Below are 18,613 nucleotides of genomic sequence, written 5' to 3'. Positions count from 1 at the left end.
CGGTAGTTAATATAATATTTATTTAAAATATATGAAAATGTATCTTATAAATAATAAAATTAACTCAATTATTTTATTCAATCAAAAGAATAGGATCTAGTAGTATAAATGTCAATAAAAAAGTGATTCTTCCGCTATTTTGGTGAAAAGCCCTTTCTAGGAATAGAGCACTTTAATACGTAGAAGTTCAAAACTTGCTCGTCCATACATTTGGCGTTTAATCATTTTAATTCGGTTGACATTCCCTTCACAAATCGCATTAGTGTATGGATAAACTAATGCGTTACTGATCGATTGCTCATCACGTTTCATTCGAAGACAAAACTCACGCAGTAATTTAATCTCATGAGTAGCGTAACGTTCTAGCCATTGAGATAATTTGAATACTTGCCCCATCGTGACCAAATCTCTAAATACTTGGATGGCTGTATATAGTTCACTTAAGTCTGCATGAGCTTGAAAGAGTTCATTTAATAAATTTAATTCTGGTTGAGTTAAAGACGTTGGTTTTCGCCAAATGAATGAGGTGAGTTGAAACTTCGTTGCTTTCAATAATTTACTAGATTTTTTTGATATTTTTTCTGTTGCCTTCTCACTTGTTTTTACGGGGAGATTTGCTTTAATTTCTTGAACTTTTCGACGAGTTGAAGAAGCTCCTCCTTTAAACCCTTGGTGGATGAGTTGTTCATGAATCCAACGAGCAGTTTTTCCCTCCTGACACCATTGTGTGATTTGATTTAAATAGGGGACAAATTGATTAACACGGGGCTTTCGTATTTGCTTGGGAGGTTCAGATAACTGAATATACTTCGCTACGGTTGTCCGACTTAACTTAAGTTGTCTGGCTGTTTGACGAATAGAGCCTACTTGTTGGTAGACCTTTTGAATCTCCAAAATGAGTGCCCATTTTGCTTGTTCCTTTTCAGATAATGATTCATGACTGGATATTGAGTTCACGTTAGTAATCGTTATATCTGTCGCTGGATCTGTTTTTTTAGTGATTGAAGATTCAGGCATGATAAACCATCCTTTAGGAAAACGAGAACTAATGGTTTCTTTAACAACCGTTAATAGGTTTTTAAGAAAGTGCCACTTGTCGGCAACCTGAATAATGTTAGGATTCGTTAAATGAATGGCTTTAGTATAAGTTGTTGCACGATCACGTGTCACTAATTCAACTGAGGGATGTTTTTCCAACCATTCTTTAAACGCTTGAGTCGAACGAGAGGCCAGAATTTCAACCGGACGATGCGTTTCTAAATCACAAATAACCGTTCCAAAGTCGACCCCTCGACGAAAAGAAAAGTCATCAACCCCAATATGGGTTAATGACTGATTTTTTATATCTTTTTCAGTAGAATCGATACGTCGTAATAAATCTAATAGTGCATCTCCACTTCGTTTATATCCAAGTTTAAAAAGAAAGCGTGATAAAGCTTCCGCACTCATCGATAATGATAATTGAAGAAAAACCTCTTCAAGACGAATGGTTAAACGCCGATAGGCATTTAAAAAGCCAGTAAATCTTTCAGTAAAAATTTGACGTTTACAGTTAGGATTTAAACAAAAAAACTTTTTAGCTTGTATCCTTAATTGAACAGGTTTATTAAGGATAGACGCATCTAATGGTTTTCTAAGATACGTACTGTGTACCTGGTGACTTTTCATCCCACATAAGGGACAGTGGTTAAATTTTGATTCAGATTTTAAACAAATCAAGATTATATGCTCATTATTTTCAATGGATTGAATCATAAGATTTTCAGGGAAAAAGACATTAAGATTCATGATGATATACCTCTCTACGATGTCTTTTCATTATATCAGGTAAAGCGTTTTATCACCAAAAGTCAGGAAGAACCACATTTATGTTAGCATTCATATAGTAGTTTTAAATATTTTCTTCGCCAACGGATAATTAATAAAAAATATATTTTTAGTAAATTTAGAATGATTATTCTAATACATTAGAGTATTGCTTAGTAGAACAGATGGTAGATAAAATATCGTTTTATAAGCATATACTGGAATATTATCTATAAAAGACTAGAGGTTTATTTATATTTGATTGAATTGTGTTATAATAAAACTAGTAGAAAAAAGGAGGCTCTGATTTGATTAATACGGTAGAAAACTTTACATTTTTTGAACTGTTATTAGTATGTTTAGATGTCTATTTCGTATGGTTGATTATATACTACATATTAAAATTGATTAAATCAAATGTTCGTGCTGTTCAAATCCTTAAGGGAGTTATGCTCATATATTTGATTGATATTATTAGTCAAATATTTGATTTATATACTCTAAGTGCATTAATCGGTAATATTATTGATTGGGGATTACTTGCTGTCATTATTATTTTTCAACCAGAAATTCGTAGTGGTTTAGAGCAAATTGGACGTAATAGCACGATGAATCGGGAAAAGAATAGCCTTGCCGTAAATGATATACATAGTATACTAGCCAATTCAGTAGAGTTTCTAGCAAAGCGACGTATTGGGGCATTAATTGTTATTGAGAGAGGCGTAAAATTAGATGAATTTATAACACCGTCTACAATCATTGATGGTGAAATCTCTCAGGAGTTGTTGACGACTATCTTTGTACCCACCACCCCACTTCATGATGGTGCCGTTATGATTAGAGATGGAAAACTTTATTGTGCTGGTGCCTATCTTCCCTCGACGAGAAGAGAGGATATTAATAAGGCATTTGGAACAAGGCATCGGGCAGCTATCGGAATTAGTGAAATTTCTGATAGTTTAACCTTGGTTGTATCTGAAGAAACTGGAAGATACTCGATTGCGTACAAGGGGGAGCTAAAGGTTTACGATCGTATAGATACATTTAAGGCCGATTTAGAGAAGTATTTAGGTTAGTTAATCCAGCGATTGTAATCTATAAAGGTGGTGTTTTATGAAAAAAGAGAATATGCAGGAACAGCGCGAACATGAGGAAACTAATCAAGCATACGGGACAGAAAAATTTATACATAAAGTTATAGACTTTTCCAAAACATTGGGAAGAGTTTTGACTAATCCGGGAATGTTATTAAGTGTGTTAAGGTTTCAAAAATTGGACCATATATACGAAAGCTTACTTCGTAATGAAAGATTAATTAAGTTACTAGCGTTAGTAGTAGCGATCGTATTTGCTATAAATATAAGGTATGTTCCCAATGCTAAGGAGCGGTACTCTGCGGATATTAATAATTATCCACTGAGTCAGTATTATGACCAAGACAGAATGGTAGTTGATGGATTACCTGCTACTGTAGATGTTACACTAATTGGTGATCGAGGAAAAGTTGATATTGCTAAAGCAAAATCTAACTTTGAGGTTTATGCCGATTTAAGGAATCTACCTCCAGGAACCCATAAGGTTAATTTAGAATATAGTAAACTCAGCAATGACCTGGACGTTAAGTTAGATCCTAGTACGATTGTTGTTACTATCATGTCCTTAATAGAAACGGATAAGCCGATAAGGGCAGACTTTGTAAATTTAGATCAAATTGATGAGATGTATGTATTAGGTGATCCTCAAGTGGCTGTCGATACCGTGAAAATAAAGGGTCCTCAAATTGTTGTAGATCAAATAGCTAGTGTTAAGGCTATAGTGGATGTTTCGGATCTTTCTAAACTTTCTGATTACGAGGCTCCGGTTTATGCTTACGATAGACTTGGTAATAAGCTTGATGTTGAGATTAGGCCAGAAAGGGTAATGGTTTCAACACAAGTGACCACTCCAAGTAAGGTTATTCCTATTAAGGAGGTTATTACAGGAAATCCTCCAGAGGGTTATAGCATAGAATCCATTAGTATAGAACCATCAAAAGTTAAATTGTATGGTGAATCTGATGTAATCGATGTGTATACTGAACTGATAGCTCAGGTTGATTTATATCAGTTAGATGAGAATAATGAGATTATAGTAAAGCTCGAAAAACCAGAAAATGTACATAAAATGGATACTGATACTGTAAAGGTGAAAGTGAAATTTGAAGAAACAAAGAAGAAGATTCTAGAGGATGTTCCGATTGAATTTAAAAATTTGGACTCTCGCTATAAAGTAAAGGCCAAATCTCTAGATGATGCTATGGTTGATTTAACATTAAGCGGAGCTAAAACACGTTTAGATTTGCTCTCTAATGAAGATATTAAGGTTTTTATTGATTTAAACGGATATACGCCAGGTGAATATCAAATTCCGGTTACAATAGAGACAGTTGATAACGTAATCATTGATCCAAGTAGGGCAAAGATAAATATTATTATTACAGAATAAAAGTGAGGTTATGATAAATGGGAAAATATTTTGGTACAGATGGAATTAGAGGAATTGCTAATACTGAATTAACTCCAGAGTTTACATTGAAATTAGGAAGAATTTTAGGGAACCATTTAAAGTCTAAGAATACTCGCCCAAAGGTATTAATTGGCCGTGATACACGAATTTCAGGTGAGTTATTAGAAAGTGCATTAATTGCCGGATTAGTTTCATCTGGTGCAGATGTTCTTACGCTAGGGGTTATTACTACTCCTGGGGTTGCCTATTTAACAAAGAGTTTAGATGTAGATGCGGGGATAATGATTTCTGCGTCTCATAATCCGGTACAGGATAATGGAATTAAAATTTTTAGTCATAGTGGTTATAAATTAAGTGATTCAGAGGAAGAAGAAATTGAGAATTTAATTGATTTAGCTGATGAATTACCTCGACCTATAGCTGGTGAGATTGGGCGTATTGAAGATTTTCAAATGGGATCTCAAAAATATGTTAACTTTATTAAAGGGACTGTAGGTCAAAAATTAACAGGATTAAAAATTGTATTAGACTGTGCGAATGGCGCTAGCTCTGCATTAGCACCCCAATTATTTGCAGATTTAGATGCAGATATTGTAACGGTTTCTTCAAATCCGGATGGAATTAACATTAATCATAATTGTGGATCAACACATCCAGAGGCGTTAGCAAAAGAAGTTGTTAAGCACGAGGCAGACTTAGGTTTTGCGTTTGATGGCGATTGTGATCGATTAATTGCAGTTGATCATACGGGAGCTATCATTGATGGAGATCATATTATGTTTATTGTCGGTCAGTATTTAAATGAGAATGGGTTATTGAAAAAAGGTACTGTCGTCTCAACAGTAATGAGTAATTTGGGATTCTATCATGCTATTGAAGAGAATGGGCTACATAGTGTTCAGACCAAAGTGGGTGACCGCTATGTTTTAGAGGAAATGTTAAAGAACGATTATAACTTTGGTGGTGAACAATCAGGACATTTAATTTTTCTAGACTATGGAACAACGGGAGATGGAATGTTAAGTGCTGTTCAACTTGCTAAAATTGTTGCAGAAAAGGAAAAGAGTTTAGCAGATTTAGCTAAGGCAATGCCAAAGTATCCGCAATTATTAAAAAATCTTCGTGTTGAGGATAAAAATGCGATGATGACAAATGAAGCCATCTTAAAGGTAATAGCTGAAGTTGAGGCCGAAATGTCTGGTGAGGGACGAGTGTTAGTTCGTCCTTCTGGAACAGAACCGTTAGTTAGGGTAATGGTTGAAGCTAAAACCCAGGAGTTATGTGAGTCATATGTAGAGCGAATCTTAAATGTTGTAGAACGTGAATTGAAATAAGGATAAAAAGGGAGACTTGTGTCTCCCTTTTTACATGTTTAAGACGTTGTTAAATGCTACATTCCTGTAAAAATTCTAATAGTAGGATGGGTAATTTTTTATATCTCTAAATAAATCTACGTGCCTTCAATTAGAGACGGCTTTTTTCTGAAAAGAATTATTTTGTTTGGGACTAAAATAACATACTTTTTTTTGTCGCATATGATATAATTGAGATGTTGCTTTCTATGGGGAAGGAGGATTTGGGGTAGATAAGTTTTGTCTATTCATAAAGCGCCAGAGCTCTTGAATATATTTCATTAGCTGACGAGGTGAAGGTTAATCGATTATTCGGCGGATGCCTTCCGGCTGTATACCTCAGTCGTGGTCTTCAAACAAAACTAAGGGGTAACCCTTACGACAAAATTGAAGAAAAGGTAATTAAGAAAGCGACTCTATTTTTGTATCTATTAAAAAAAGAAGGAGTTGTTATAAATATGTGTGGAATTGTAGGATATATTGGTACACAGGATGTTAAAGATATTCTGTTAAATGGTTTAGAGAAGTTAGAATACCGAGGGTATGACTCTGCGGGAATCGCAGTTGTGAATGAGAATGGTGTACATATTTTTAAAGATAAAGGCCGTATTGCACATTTACGTACGGTTGTAGATGAAACTGTTTTATCTACTGTAGGAATTGGGCATACACGTTGGGCAACTCACGGTGCCCCTAATCAACGTAATTCACATCCTCATCAATCAAGTACAGGACGTTTTACGATTGTCCATAATGGGGTTATTGAAAATGAACTAGAATTACGTCAAGAATTTTTACCAAACTATAAATTTATTTCTGATACAGATACTGAAGTGATTGCCGCTCTAATTGAACACTTTGTTTTAGAGAAAGAGGATGTAGAATTAGCAATTCGTCACGTTATGAGCCTATTACATGGTTCTTATGCATTAGGAGTCATTGATGCAGAGAATCCAGATGTTTTATATGCAGCTAAAAATAAGTCTCCAATGTTAATTGGATTAGGTGAAGGATTTAACATGATTGGATCTGATGCCATGGCAATGCTTCAATGTACGAATCAATTTGTTGAAATTGAAGATGAGGAATTTATTAAATTAACTCGTGAGGGAGTTACTATCTATAATCTGTTAGGAGTTCCTGTTAAACGTTCACCATTTACTGCTGAATTAGATGCTTCAGATATTGAAAAGGGGACATACCCTCATTACATGTTAAAAGAAATTGATGAACAACCTTATGTTATCCGACGAATTGTAGAGCAATACTTTGAAGATGGTCAAATTAAAATGGATCAAAAGATTGTAGATGCGGTACAATCTGCTGATCGTTTATATATTATTGCTGCAGGGACAAGTATGCATGCTGGTTTTGTTGGAAAACAATTATTTGAACAGTTAGCTGGTATCCCAACAGAGGTGCATATTTCATCTGAGTTTGTTTATAATACACCTGTTATAAGTAAGAATCCATTATTTATCTTTATTTCTCAATCAGGTGAAACTGCAGATAGTCGTGCCGTATTAGTTAAGATTAAACAATTAGGATATCCATCTCTAACTATTACAAATGTACCGGGATCAACGTTATCACGTGAGGCTGATCATACATTATTATTGCATGCAGGGCCTGAAATCGCAGTTGCTTCAACAAAGGCTTACACAGCCCAGGTAGCAGTCCAGGCGGTTTTAGCTGCTAAAGTGGCTGGAAAGTCAGATTTAGATTTATCTCGTGAATTAGCGATTGTAGCTAATGTGATGGAAAGTATTACAGATCACAAGGAACAATATGAAGAAATCGCGAAAGAATATTTAACACAACGAAATTGTTTCTATATTGGGCGACATGTGGATTATTATGTCGCATTAGAAGCAGCTTTAAAATTAAAAGAGATTTCATATATCCAAACGGAAGGGTTTGCGGCTGGAGAATTAAAACACGGAACTATTGCTTTAATTGAAAAGGGAACACCAGTCATTGCAATTATCTCTCAAGAGGCAGTTAATTTAAATACGCGTTCAAATGTTAAGGAGGTTAAAGCGCGTGGGGCAAATACAGTTATTATTTCCTTACGTTCATTAAGCTCTGAAACAGACCAAATTGTCATCGATGATGTGCATCCATTATTAACGCCATTAGTAACGGTTGTTCCAACGCAATTAATTTCTTATTATGCAGCATTACAACGTGATTTTGATATTGATAAACCACGTAATTTAGCAAAATCAGTTACTGTGGAATAATAGATTTAGTAGTAATGTCGGAAAGGTGTGAGCAATGTCTCACACCTTTTTTTAAGAGATATTGTATCTGAAAATTATTAATGATAGTATAGGTATTGGTAGTAGAATTATCTTGATTCGTTAAATACGATCAGGTGCTTTTAATATGCATAATTTTATAGTAGAGGAGGAATTATTAAGTGAATAAACAACAAATGCTAGGGGAAGAGAAAGTAACTAAGTTGCTTTTCCAATTCTCGGTTCCTGCCATTATAGGGATGATGGTGAACGTCTTATATAATATTGTTGATCGAATGTTTATTGGAAATATACCGAATGTCGGAGGATTGGCTTTAACCGGTGTCGGAATTACGATGCCTATTATGACAATCATATTAGCTTTTGGGATGCTTGTAGGTCTTGGAGCAAGTGCGCGTATTTCTTTAAAGTTAGGAGAACATAAACGCCTAGAAGCCGAAAAACATTTGGGAAATGCCTTCACATTAATTCTACTGATCAGTATTTTCATTACTGTTTTAGGATTATTTTTTATGTCCCCGATTCTTAAAATGTTTGGGGCAAGTACTGAAACTGAGGAATATGCTGCTCAATACATGCAAATTATTTTTATAGGTACTATTTTTAATATGCTTAGCTTTGGATTAAATCATTCAATTCGTAGTGATGGCAATCCTAAACTGGCTATGTTTTCGATGTTAATAGGGGCTGGAACTAATATTTTATTAGATCCTATTTTTATTTTTGGACTTGGAATGGGGGTGCGTGGGGCCGCTTTAGCCACTATTATTTCTCAAATTGCTTCCACCATGTGGATTCTTTATTATTTTACTAAGGGAAAAAGTACTATTAAGATTTCACGTGAAAGTATGAAATTAGAATGGTCTACTGTAATGAGTATTTTTTCAATTGGAATGAGCCCTTTTTCTATGCAAATTGCTCAAAGTATTGTTTTAATATTAGCAAATAATGCTTTAAAGCAGTACGGTGGTGATTTAGCGATTGGGGCTATGACTATTGTAAATAGTATATCTATGATTTTTATGATGCCATTATTCGGTTTAAATCAGGGATCACAACCGATTATTGGGTATAATTATGGAGCTAAAAAGTATAATCGTGTTAAAGATGCAGTTAAAATTCCTGTCATCATTGCAACGGTTATTGTGACGTTTGGCTGGTTATTAATCCAGTTTGCTCCTCAGATGTTGATTAGAATCTTTAGTAATGATCAAGAGTTGTTAGGAATGGCCATTGAGGGTACAAAGATATTTTTATTTATGTTTCCTGTTCTTGGGTTCCAAGTTATTAGCTCTAATTATTTTCAATCCATTGGTCAGGCAAGAATTTCTATGTTTTTAAGTTTATTACGCCAAGTTATTTTATTAATTCCTTGCTTGCTTATTTTTCCTCATATTGGTAACTTTGGATTGATGGGGGTTTGGTTATCAGGTCCGGTTGCTGATGGATTGGCTTCTATTATTACAGGAATTGTTTTCTTCTCTTCAATTAGAAAGTTACATGTTGTTTCTTCAGATAATTATACTAGAGATAGAGTGTCTTCTGCATCAGAGGGGGCATGATTTTAAAAGTGGGCTAGAAATGAATTTTTCGTATTCTTTTTAGAAAAGTCTCTATCTATAAGGTAGCGACATTTAAACGTAATATAATAATTTTCCATTGATTGTTTAGTAGGGTACAGTTTAAAGTGTTCTTACTAAACAATTTTTTATAGGTATTGTAAAAATAAGCAAGGTGAAGTATAGAGTTAATTCTATCACGGGTGTGAATTGGTGCTTGATTTTCGAGTTTATATTGATTCCGTTTATAGTGGGAGGTCTTTATTTTAGTATACTTTTTCTTCTCTTCGATTGAAGGAGGAGGAGAATGGGGTGAATCACCATAATTATTTTGGAGACGGATCTTTTTTGATGGGGGATATAAAATCCCTTTTAGGGGATTTAAAAGGTTGTGAACTTCCGAGAAGACGATAGAAGTCTTGTGCTTTATTATAGTGAAAATTGGCTTCCTTATCATTTTGTAGTGCATGAAAGGCTAGGGAAGTAAGAGCGTGTAAATCACCTACATAGATATAAACAAACTTGCAATGCGCCAAATCAATTCCTTTTTTAGCTACCTCGAGGCAAAAATTAATTTGCTGAGTTTCTAAATAAAACTTTGCGAGATAGAAGTGTGCTCGTAATAAATGATAGGTTTCGGTATTTTCATAGATGGCAAGCCTGTTGTTTATAATTGATACTAAAATATTAATAGCTTGTTCCGTATCCCCTAATTGGAAAAGGCAAATGGCTTTATCAATGTTTATATTTTTTTCTTCTAACGTTAGAAAATGGGATGAACTACTTCCCTCGTATCCTTTTTGAAATGCTGTGGATAGAGACTCTTCTATATATTCGAGCGCCTGGGAAGGGTTATGGTACTTTTTTAATTGGATGATTCCCTTTTGATAAGTGAGAAATTGTTTGGCAATCCCATTTTTAAAATCATCGATCGTTGAACAAAAATTAACCAGCTCTTCTAACCTATCAAAATTTCCTTGCGTAATACATTGTTTCATACGATGGATATAGTTAGATGTTTGTTCGTAATTAACGTAATAGCCCTGTTCAATTAGTAAGCGAATATCAACGTTTAATTTGTTACATAATTGATAAAGGAGAATTAAACTCGGATTTCGCTTTCCATTGAGTATTTTATTTAAATGTTCTCGGGGGGTAATCCCTTCGGCTAATTCACTTTGTGTCATGCCCTTTTCATGGGCAATTTCTTTTAATTTTTGGGTTAATTGTTGGAAGTTAATATAATGTCCATTTAAATTTGAAAATGTTTGATCCCTCATAATAACCTTCTTTCTAATGCTTTAAGTATATTATTAATAATAGGGTACCCAATAACGGAAATATATTAGCAAATGACCCTAAAAAAGTAAAAATTAGAGTCGAGGATGAAGAGGATACTACAGTTTTAATATTTTTCGTGTTATAATATGAAACATAACAAGAATAAAATCCTCATGCTGTTGGCAGAATCCAGCGTTATCAAAAATAGGAGGTCTAATCTAGTAAACGTTACAGGTTGATGTACGTTTATTTTGCTGTGATCTTATATCTGCTCCTGTTTGTTTAGGAGTTTTTTTGTTGTTATAATTTATAAGGTAAGGGAGATTAGTATGACAAATGAATTAATTGCTCTAATGTTTATTATCGTAAATTTTAGCTTAGTGGTTTTAAGCTATAAACTCTTTGGGCGGAAGGGATTGTACGCATACATTGCAATGAGTGTAATTGCGGCTAATATTCAAGTCGCGAAGACAATTACCATTTTTGGAATTACGGCAACACTAGGTAATACAATGTTTAGTGGAATCTTTTTAGCGACCGATTTACTGAGTGAAAAGTATGGAAAAAAGGCAGCGATGACGGCCGTATTTATCGGCTTTTTTATGCAATTATCTTTTTTAGTGGTGACCCAGTTTTCTCTATGGTTTGCTCCGGATGCTTCTGATTGGGCTCAACCGCATATGGAGGGATTATTTTCTTTAGCATTACCCGTATTCACAATTGCAGGGCTGAGTTCATTTATTGTTTCACAAAATGTGGATGTGTTTATTTTTCATATTATTAAGGCAAAGTTTCCAGAAGATAAATGGTTATGGTTACGTAATAATGGGAGTACGTTAATCAGTCAATTTATCGATACATTATTATTTACGGCAATTGTAGTGGCCTTTGGTTTATGGACAGTGGGGGATTCGATTGAAATTTTTATCGTTACCTACTTATTTAAAGTTATTTTAAGTATTTCAGATACTCCGTTTGTCTATTTATTAAAAAAGGTTAATCCACTTGATTTATAAACCGGTCTATGAACCGGTTTTTTTATTGGGGAAAAGAGGAAAGTTTAATTAGGTTATTTTAGATATACATTCAACTGTACAGACGAAAATAAAAAGTAATATTATAGAGGAAAATGAGGATCAAAATCATTTGACTATACATTAAACTATACATACGTTGTTATTGTGGATAACGTTATATCAAGGAATATTAAGCTATCCTTATTCGTTTGTTAGAAAAAAATAATTTTTAAAAAGTAGTTCATCGTCTATAAAAAAAGACATGAATCAAGATGATTCTTGTCTTTTTTTAGTCGCCAACTCCAAAATCGGTATTGTTCCATAAGATTTCGAGATGTTTGATATCATCGAGCCATTTGTACTCGTTGTAAAACCATTCCTTTAATTGAGGATCAGGTTTGATGGCCGTTGTATTTTCACAGTAGACATTTACTGTTGCATGATTAAATTGATTAAGGACGATGTCTATATCTCGTTTTATCATATCTTTTGTTTGACCTTTAACACCTACCATGATACAAGGGGAATCAAAATATTGCTTTAACTCATCAACACTTTGAAAAGGGGCCCCTTTTTTTAGAACTTTTTCGCGAAAATCGTAATCAAATGTTTCGACCCCAGTTTTAAACATTATATCTACATCGAGCCGATTTCGCATTTTCGTTAGATGATTACGAAATATCCAGTGGGCCTCTGCAAATAACTTATCAAATTGATGAATCTCTACTGTTTCTTTTACTAGCGCCAAAGAATCTTTAGGTAAATCGAATATATTTCCAGAATTGATTACTTCTAACGTATTATAAATACCTTTAACATTGGCTAATACTTCTTGATTTACTTGGTTGATTTTAGCCACATTAGTGGAATTATCATCGATGTAATCACAAAAGGCACATTTACCATATGAACAAGGCTTACTTTTTAGAAGAACAATTTCTCTAGGAAACTTTTCCGTTATAATATTATATCTTTCCATTTTTATCACCGTTTTTAGTATATCAAATATTCGCGGTTGATGCGCGTAAAGTGTCCTAATTTAATGTCTATTTTTTGGTAATTATTAAATAATTTTATGGTAAAATGGTAGTAGTCTTTATGGTTAGGTGTGATAGTGTGTTTAAAGGTACTATAGGTTTAAGAAAAATAGTGCAGTTCATTACAATTATTTTTTTAGTTATATTTGTTGGTCTTGTTTTTACTGGGGGGCCTATGGATATTATAGGGGGGCAATATGTTGAAAATTATTTATCTATTTATACGAACGCCCATGTCTTATTATCCCGATCAGAAATTCCGATGTGGTCTTCTAATTTCTTTTTAGGTGGAAATTTTTTAGGGGCACAAAATGTATATTCTATTTTTAATCCCTTTTTTTTAATTACCTTATTTTTTCAGAGTACGATGCTACCTAAACTTTATTTTCCTCTATTATTTTTAAAAACCATTTTGTCCGCAGGGGCATTATTCTTTTACATGAAGGAGACAGGCTGGTTTAAACCCTATACGATTATAATTGCATGCATTTTATATTTATTTAATGGATGGTATTTGAGTAATTTGACTGAATTTGTGACCATAGAATTATTGTTTTTTGTCCCATTAGTCCTATATGGAGTGGAAAAGTTAATTAGACTCGGGAAAAAAAGATATTTTGTTGCGTTCTTTTCGCTATTGTTAATTTCCCATTTTACATTTACACTTCTTTTTTTAGGTTTTTTAATCGGATATATTATCATCCGCTTGTATATGAGTAAGACAGATATTAGGGATCGGACAAGGCACCTTCTTCAGGCATTTGGTTTAATTATAGGGGGGAATATGATTGTAATTTTACCTCTTTTTCTCGCGTTAAATGCCGTATCCATTGAGTTGCAGGAGGGAATGACGCTCTCATCTTTATTGTTATTTTGTATTAAAGGGTTATTTCCTCCGCTCAATGATCGTTTTACTGAATCGTTAAATATTTTTTCGGTGGATGTAAGTATTGTAGCGTTGTACCAGTCAGTAATCGTTATGTTAATGTTGCCTCAAGCAATAAAGGGGATGCGAAAAGAGGTAAGAAGAATAGTACTTTTTTCTTATAGTGTGACTTTGTTTATCGTGTTTGTTACCCAGTCATTGGAGCTAGTTAATATAACTTCTTTGGCGCCTTTAAATACCAATGTTCTCTCAATTTTATTGATTTTATTTAATTCATTATTAGTGGCTTATTCTTTTAATCATCCACTGCAGTTAGATACTCGATTATTAAGAAAGACCTCTTCGGTTCTAAAAGTCGGGTTGATCAGCCTTTTAGCAGTTATTCTTATTTTTGAAGTCCGCTTAGGTGGGGAAGAGAGTTTAAGTCCCTTTCTATCTGAGATAGGGAGAGGGTTTATGTTGTTATCCCCATATTTTATGTTGGGTCTAGCCATGATATTGTTGATTAACGCCTATACGTTTATTATGATAAATTTATTTAAAAGAGATTTAAAGGTAGGGCTTCATTTGACTATCCTTATTTTAACTGTAGAGTGTGTTTCGGTGGCCTATATTTACTTTGCCACGGATATGGATAAATCCTATTTTGCGAGTCATTATATAAAGGATAATGATTCGATTGGGAATAAAACCTACGCAGTGGCAGACTATCTTCAAACAATGGACTCTGATTTTTATCGAATTATTAATAGCTATGAAGTGCAGTATAATGAACCGCTATATCAAAATTATAATGGCTTTTCAATCGCTAATCCTTATTTAATTGTGTCTTCCCAAGATGTTTCATGGATGTTAGATAGAAAAGTTGAGGAAAGTTTATCTATCTCTCCGACGGACTATATGTTAACAACCGCTCTGTCCGCCAAGTATTACTTTACCCCTGATTATGAGACGCAACTTCCAGGTTATGAATATTATGATCGGATTGAGGGGATTACGATATTTAAAAACAATTATTTCTTGCCGGTGGGAACAAGTAGTCCATTTTATATGCTTAAATCTGATTTTAATCAGTTAAGCCGAGCACAACAACATTACGTGTTTTTAAAAGCGATTATTTTAGATGATGAGGAGTTTGCTAATCGTTATCACTTAGAACGACTGGATATTAATGATATAGAAAAGAATCCAGGGGAAATTCAATATTTTGATGCCGCTGCTATTCGTCAACAACTAGGTGTAGAGAATGTACGATATAGTCAAAATAGAATCATGCATGATTACGTGATAAGTGAGCCTAAATTAATAACGTATACGATCCCATATAATAAAGGATGGAAAGCTTATGCAAATGGTAAACAAATTCCCTTGTATGAGGTTAATAACGGATTTATAGGAATAGGATTGTTAGAAGGTGGCACTTATGAAGTGGAATTGATCTATTCTTCACCAGGGGTTATAATCGGGTGTGTTTTATCGGGGATAACTATCTTGATTATCTTATCGACGTTTTCTTATCGATATAGTCGTCGTTTAAAAATTGTCTCGAATTAATTTGAGACAATTTTTTTCGTTAGTGTATATACTAAAAGTAGGTTTCATTTCTGCAGTCATTGGACTTTTTTTGAGGATTACAAGAAAAGTAAGATTTAAACGAGGGGGGAACGTTTATTAAAGCATGTAATTCTTAGTTTTTTTCGGATATGCCCTTAAATTTTATGGACGATTATCATATAATAATAAAGAATATAGGTGAGGAGTGATGAATTGTGTTCATTAAGATAGATGATGTGAAGGTTTATTATGAGGTGGAAGGACAAGGGCATCCGATTTTACTATTACACGGTTGGGGGCAAAGTGTTGCGGCGTTTAAACCTGTGTTCGATTATTTAAAAAATAATTTTCAGGTATATAGTTTAGATTTTCCGGGATTTGGTCAAAGTGATGAACCGAAAACGGTATGGTCAATTTATGATTATGCGGATATGGTAGAAAAATTTGTTGAAAAGTTGGGGATTGTTCATCCGACTATTTTTGGACATTCTTTTGGGGGACGAGTTGCTATTATTTATGCTGGGCGCAAAAATGATTTAAACAAACTGGTTTTAATCGATAGTGCTGGGGTTAAACCTAAACGTGGATTAGATTATTATACCCGAGTATACACATATAAATTAGGTAAAAAAGTTTTAGGATTACCTGGTCTACGAGCATATAAAGAAAAAATGATGGAGAATGCAGGTTCATCAGATTATAAAAACTCGACCCCGATGATGCGACAAATTATGAGTAAGGTTGTAAACGAAGATTTGCAACATCTTATGCCTTCGATTGAAGCTGAGACATTACTCGTGTGGGGGGAGTTAGATGATGCGACACCTCTAAGCGATGCTAAAATAATGGAGCGAAAAATTCCCGGGGCAGGATTAGTTGTTTTTAACGGAGCGGGTCACTATTCATACTTGGATTGTCTTGGTCAATTTTTACGTGTCATGGATGTATTTTTAGAGAAAGAGAGAGGTGAATAAAATGATGATTATTACATCATTATTACTTTTGGCTATAGGTTTTACATTGGTTTTTACATTATGGAAACGAATGGCGCATGCCCTTCAAATGCTTCAACAATGTCATTATATGAATGACCGTTTTACGACATGGATTGCAGGCCATCGTTTAGTTGCTTTTCCATTACCACTTAGTGTTTTAGTAGTGATTTATTGGGGACTGATGGTTCTAACGAGCCTCTCAACGGGTATATCAGAGGTGGCTTTGACTTGGGGAGCCTTAATTATTAGTCTCTTAGGAGTGGGAATGATTAAAATTAGTAGCGGGGTTTCTAAGGAATCTAAAAAGCCATTAAAAATTACAGCTCGCGTTTGGCGAATTATTGCTACTGGTGTTGTAGTAATGTTATTATTCTCTGGATTAGGTTTAGCGTTGTTAGAATCTCATATTGAATTAGTAGGGGTACAAGTCATTGGTTGGTTATTAATATTTAATTTATTTGCGTATTTTCTTATGCTAGTAGCCAATTGGCTTAATAAGCCGATGGAGAATAGTATTCGTTTAGGATTTATCAATGATGCCCGTCGAATTATTAAAAATTCTCAATCATTAGATGTAGTAGGGGTTACAGGAAGTTATGGGAAAACAAGTACGAAGCATGCTTTAAATGCCATTTTATCCGAACAGTTTAATACGTTAATGACGCCAGAGAGTTATAATACACCGATGGGAATTACAATTACCATTCGTAATTATTTAAAACCCATTCATAGTAAGTTTATTGCAGAGATGGGAGCTTACAAAGTTGGCGAGATTAATGAGTTATGTAATATCGCATACCCTAAGTATGGAATTTTAACTTCTGTAGGGCCGCAACATTTAGAAACTTTCAAGACGATTGATCATGTTAAACAAACAAAATTTGAATTAATTGAGTTCTTACCTGCAGATGGAATTGGTTTTATCAATATAGATGATGAAAATATTCGTGATTATTATGAAAATAAATTTAAAGGTGTTTGTACCGTATATACTTATGGGATTAATCAGAAGGCAGACTATCGTGCAAAAGATATTGTCGTTAGTGAAAAGGGAACGACTTTTAATGTTGTTTTTCGAGATGGAAGTGTTCATGAATTTCAAACGAAATTATTAGGTCTTCATAATATTTATAATATCGTTGCAAGTATAGCTTTAGGAAATGAACTCGGAATTCCGGTTGAAAAGATGAAAATTGCCGTTCGCAAAATGAAACCTGTGACCCATCGATTAGAATTGCGCCGTAATGGAAACTTTACTATTATTGATGATGCCTTCAATTCAAATCCAGTAGGATCTAAAATGGCACTTGAGGTTCTAGGTCAAATGAGTGGGAAGCGCATTGTGTTAACCCCAGGTATGGTTGATTTAGGATCTGCTCAATATGAGTTGAATAAGGCCTTTGGAACGTACATGAAGGATACTTGTGATTATGTTATTCTTGTTGGTAAAAAGCAGACAGAACCAATTCAAGAAGGGCTAGCAGAAGTTGGATTCCCTAAAGAGAATATTACGGTAGCGGAAAATTTAACAGAAGCTTTTAAAGTAATGTATGAGGTAGTTGAACCAGGGGCATTTGTTTTAATTGAGAATGACCTGCCTGAACTATTTGCAGAGTAGGACTATTTAGTTTTTGAAGAAGGTAGGGAAGCGGGATGGAAAATCAGGTGTTAGAGTTTATAAAAAAGGTTCAGTCTATTGCACAAATCGGGCTATCTTTTTCGACGGATCCATATGCTATCGATAATTATGAAGAGTTAAGAAAGATTAGTATAAGAATGTTAAAAGAGTATACCTCTCTTCCAGATGACGAATGTGAGTTGTATAAAGATTTTATTTATCCAACACCACAACCAGCCGTACGTACCCTTGTCGTAAGAGATAATAAGCTTTTGCTTGTAAAGGAAAAAGACAGTGGTCTTTGGTCGTTACCTGGTGGATGGTGTGACATAGACTGTACGCCAAAGGAAACGGCGATTAAAGAAACTTATGAAGAGTCTGGTTATGTTATAGAGTGTACAAAGTTACTTGCGGTATTTGATAGAAGACATTATATTAAAAAGTCATTATATGATGTGTATTGTCTTTATTTCCTGGGGAATGTTGTCGCAGGTGAGGCGAAGTGTAATCATGAAACGGAGGATATAGGCTGGTTTGAGGTTTCTAATCTTCCAAGTTTATCTCGTAAGAATTCAATAGAAGAGATTCAAAAGGCATATCATGTATATAAGGAAAAATTGGAAACATATTTTGAATGATTTTTTGAAAAAATAGTTCTTCTGAATGTTATTTCTTGATAAAATAGACGTATGTTTTTACGTTCATATAGAGTATACTTAAAAGAGATACTAAACTTAAATAAA

The 18,613-nt window shown here is 34.1% G+C and carries 13 protein-coding genes; 10 read left to right on the top strand and 3 right to left on the bottom strand.

Annotation, left to right across the window (positions count from 1 at the left end):
* Positions 1-156: 156 nt before the first annotated feature.
* Positions 157-1,788 (bottom strand): ISL3 family transposase, encoded by a 1,632-nt coding sequence (locus VXM77_RS11405; RefSeq protein WP_304407259.1) that lies wholly within the window; start codon positions 1,786-1,788, stop codon positions 157-159.
* Between the two features lie 326 nt (positions 1,789-2,114).
* Here VXM77_RS11405 and cdaA point away from each other — a divergent pair, with 326 nt between their 5' ends.
* From cdaA to VXM77_RS11380, 5 genes are all read left to right on the top strand, one after another.
* A complete protein-coding gene (cdaA, locus tag VXM77_RS11400; RefSeq protein ID WP_161832862.1) occupies positions 2,115-2,882 on the top strand; it encodes a diadenylate cyclase CdaA in 768 nt (255 codons plus the stop codon).
* Between the two features lie 37 nt (positions 2,883-2,919).
* The gene (locus tag VXM77_RS11395; protein WP_161832861.1) at positions 2,920-4,290 is read left to right on the top strand and encodes a CdaR family protein; all 1,371 of its coding nucleotides are present in this window, start codon (positions 2,920-2,922) and stop codon (positions 4,288-4,290) included.
* A 17-nt stretch (positions 4,291-4,307) separates the two neighbouring features.
* Positions 4,308-5,645, top strand: coding sequence for a phosphoglucosamine mutase (glmM, locus tag VXM77_RS11390; RefSeq protein WP_161832860.1), 1,338 nt, complete (start codon positions 4,308-4,310; stop codon positions 5,643-5,645).
* 476 nt (positions 5,646-6,121) lie between these two features.
* Positions 6,122-7,906 carry a glutamine--fructose-6-phosphate transaminase (isomerizing) gene (gene glmS / locus VXM77_RS11385; RefSeq protein WP_161832859.1) on the top strand — a complete coding sequence of 595 codons (1,785 nt, stop codon included), beginning with the start codon at positions 6,122-6,124 and terminating at the stop codon, positions 7,904-7,906.
* Positions 7,907-8,085: 179 nt separating this feature from the next.
* Complete coding sequence (locus VXM77_RS11380; protein ID WP_338506387.1) at positions 8,086-9,486, top strand: MATE family efflux transporter; 1,401 nt, start codon at positions 8,086-8,088, stop codon at positions 9,484-9,486.
* Between the two features lie 323 nt (positions 9,487-9,809).
* Here VXM77_RS11380 and VXM77_RS11375 read toward each other — a convergent pair whose 3' ends face one another.
* Entirely contained in the window at positions 9,810-10,763 is a 954-nt protein-coding gene (locus VXM77_RS11375) for a helix-turn-helix transcriptional regulator (protein WP_161832857.1), read from the bottom strand.
* Between the two features lie 330 nt (positions 10,764-11,093).
* Between VXM77_RS11375 and VXM77_RS11370 the strand changes: the two genes are divergently transcribed.
* The gene (locus tag VXM77_RS11370) at positions 11,094-11,780 is read left to right on the top strand and encodes a queuosine precursor transporter (RefSeq protein ID WP_262951022.1); all 687 of its coding nucleotides are present in this window, start codon (positions 11,094-11,096) and stop codon (positions 11,778-11,780) included.
* A gap of 289 nt (positions 11,781-12,069) precedes the next feature.
* Here the strand turns inward: VXM77_RS11370 and VXM77_RS11365 are convergent, their stop codons facing one another.
* Positions 12,070-12,759, bottom strand: a complete 690-nt coding sequence (locus tag VXM77_RS11365; protein WP_262951024.1) for a radical SAM protein — start codon at positions 12,757-12,759, stop codon at positions 12,070-12,072.
* 104 nt (positions 12,760-12,863) lie between these two features.
* Between VXM77_RS11365 and VXM77_RS11360 the strand changes: the two genes are divergently transcribed.
* The 4 genes from VXM77_RS11360 to VXM77_RS11345 all read left to right on the top strand — a co-directional run bounded on the left by VXM77_RS11360 (position 12,864) and on the right by VXM77_RS11345 (position 18,508).
* On the top strand, positions 12,864-15,257 hold the full coding sequence (locus VXM77_RS11360; RefSeq protein ID WP_338506384.1) for a YfhO family protein: 2,394 nt from the start codon (positions 12,864-12,866) through the stop codon (positions 15,255-15,257).
* Positions 15,258-15,472: 215 nt separating this feature from the next.
* Complete coding sequence (locus VXM77_RS11355) at positions 15,473-16,231, top strand: alpha/beta hydrolase (RefSeq protein WP_161832754.1); 759 nt, start codon at positions 15,473-15,475, stop codon at positions 16,229-16,231.
* A 1-nt stretch (position 16,232) separates the two neighbouring features.
* Complete coding sequence (gene murF, locus VXM77_RS11350; protein WP_338506383.1) at positions 16,233-17,870, top strand: UDP-N-acetylmuramoyl-tripeptide--D-alanyl-D-alanine ligase; 1,638 nt, start codon at positions 16,233-16,235, stop codon at positions 17,868-17,870.
* Between the two features lie 35 nt (positions 17,871-17,905).
* A complete protein-coding gene (locus VXM77_RS11345) occupies positions 17,906-18,508 on the top strand; it encodes an NUDIX hydrolase N-terminal domain-containing protein (protein WP_161832752.1) in 603 nt (200 codons plus the stop codon).
* The last annotated feature ends 105 nt before the right edge of the window (positions 18,509-18,613 follow it).

Source organism: Turicibacter sp. KK003, assembly GCF_037014675.1.
Classification (GTDB): Bacteria; Bacillota_I; Bacilli_A; order MOL361; family Turicibacteraceae; genus Turicibacter; species Turicibacter faecis.
The sequence above is the reverse complement of the archived record's forward strand: the minus strand, read 5'-3'. Positions and strand labels throughout refer to the sequence as shown.

What these genes read in the sequence shown, in the direction of transcription:
- VXM77_RS11405 (WP_304407259.1), bottom strand. Translation starts at nt 1,788, where the DNA reads ATGAATCTTAATGTCTTTTTCCCTGAAAATCTTATGATTCAATCCATT.
- VXM77_RS11395 (WP_161832861.1), top strand. Translation starts at nt 2,920, where the DNA reads ATGAAAAAAGAGAATATGCAGGAACAGCGCGAACATGAGGAAACTAAT.
- glmM (WP_161832860.1), top strand. Translation starts at nt 4,308, where the DNA reads ATGGGAAAATATTTTGGTACAGATGGAATTAGAGGAATTGCTAATACT.
- glmS (WP_161832859.1), top strand. Translation starts at nt 6,122, where the DNA reads ATGTGTGGAATTGTAGGATATATTGGTACACAGGATGTTAAAGATATT.
- VXM77_RS11375 (WP_161832857.1), bottom strand. Translation starts at nt 10,763, where the DNA reads ATGAGGGATCAAACATTTTCAAATTTAAATGGACATTATATTAACTTC.
- VXM77_RS11370 (WP_262951022.1), top strand. Translation starts at nt 11,094, where the DNA reads ATGACAAATGAATTAATTGCTCTAATGTTTATTATCGTAAATTTTAGC.
- VXM77_RS11365 (WP_262951024.1), bottom strand. Translation starts at nt 12,759, where the DNA reads ATGGAAAGATATAATATTATAACGGAAAAGTTTCCTAGAGAAATTGTT.
- VXM77_RS11360 (WP_338506384.1), top strand. Translation starts at nt 12,864, where the DNA reads ATGGTAGTAGTCTTTATGGTTAGGTGTGATAGTGTGTTTAAAGGTACT.
- murF (WP_338506383.1), top strand. Translation starts at nt 16,233, where the DNA reads ATGATGATTATTACATCATTATTACTTTTGGCTATAGGTTTTACATTG.
- VXM77_RS11345 (WP_161832752.1), top strand. Translation starts at nt 17,906, where the DNA reads ATGGAAAATCAGGTGTTAGAGTTTATAAAAAAGGTTCAGTCTATTGCA.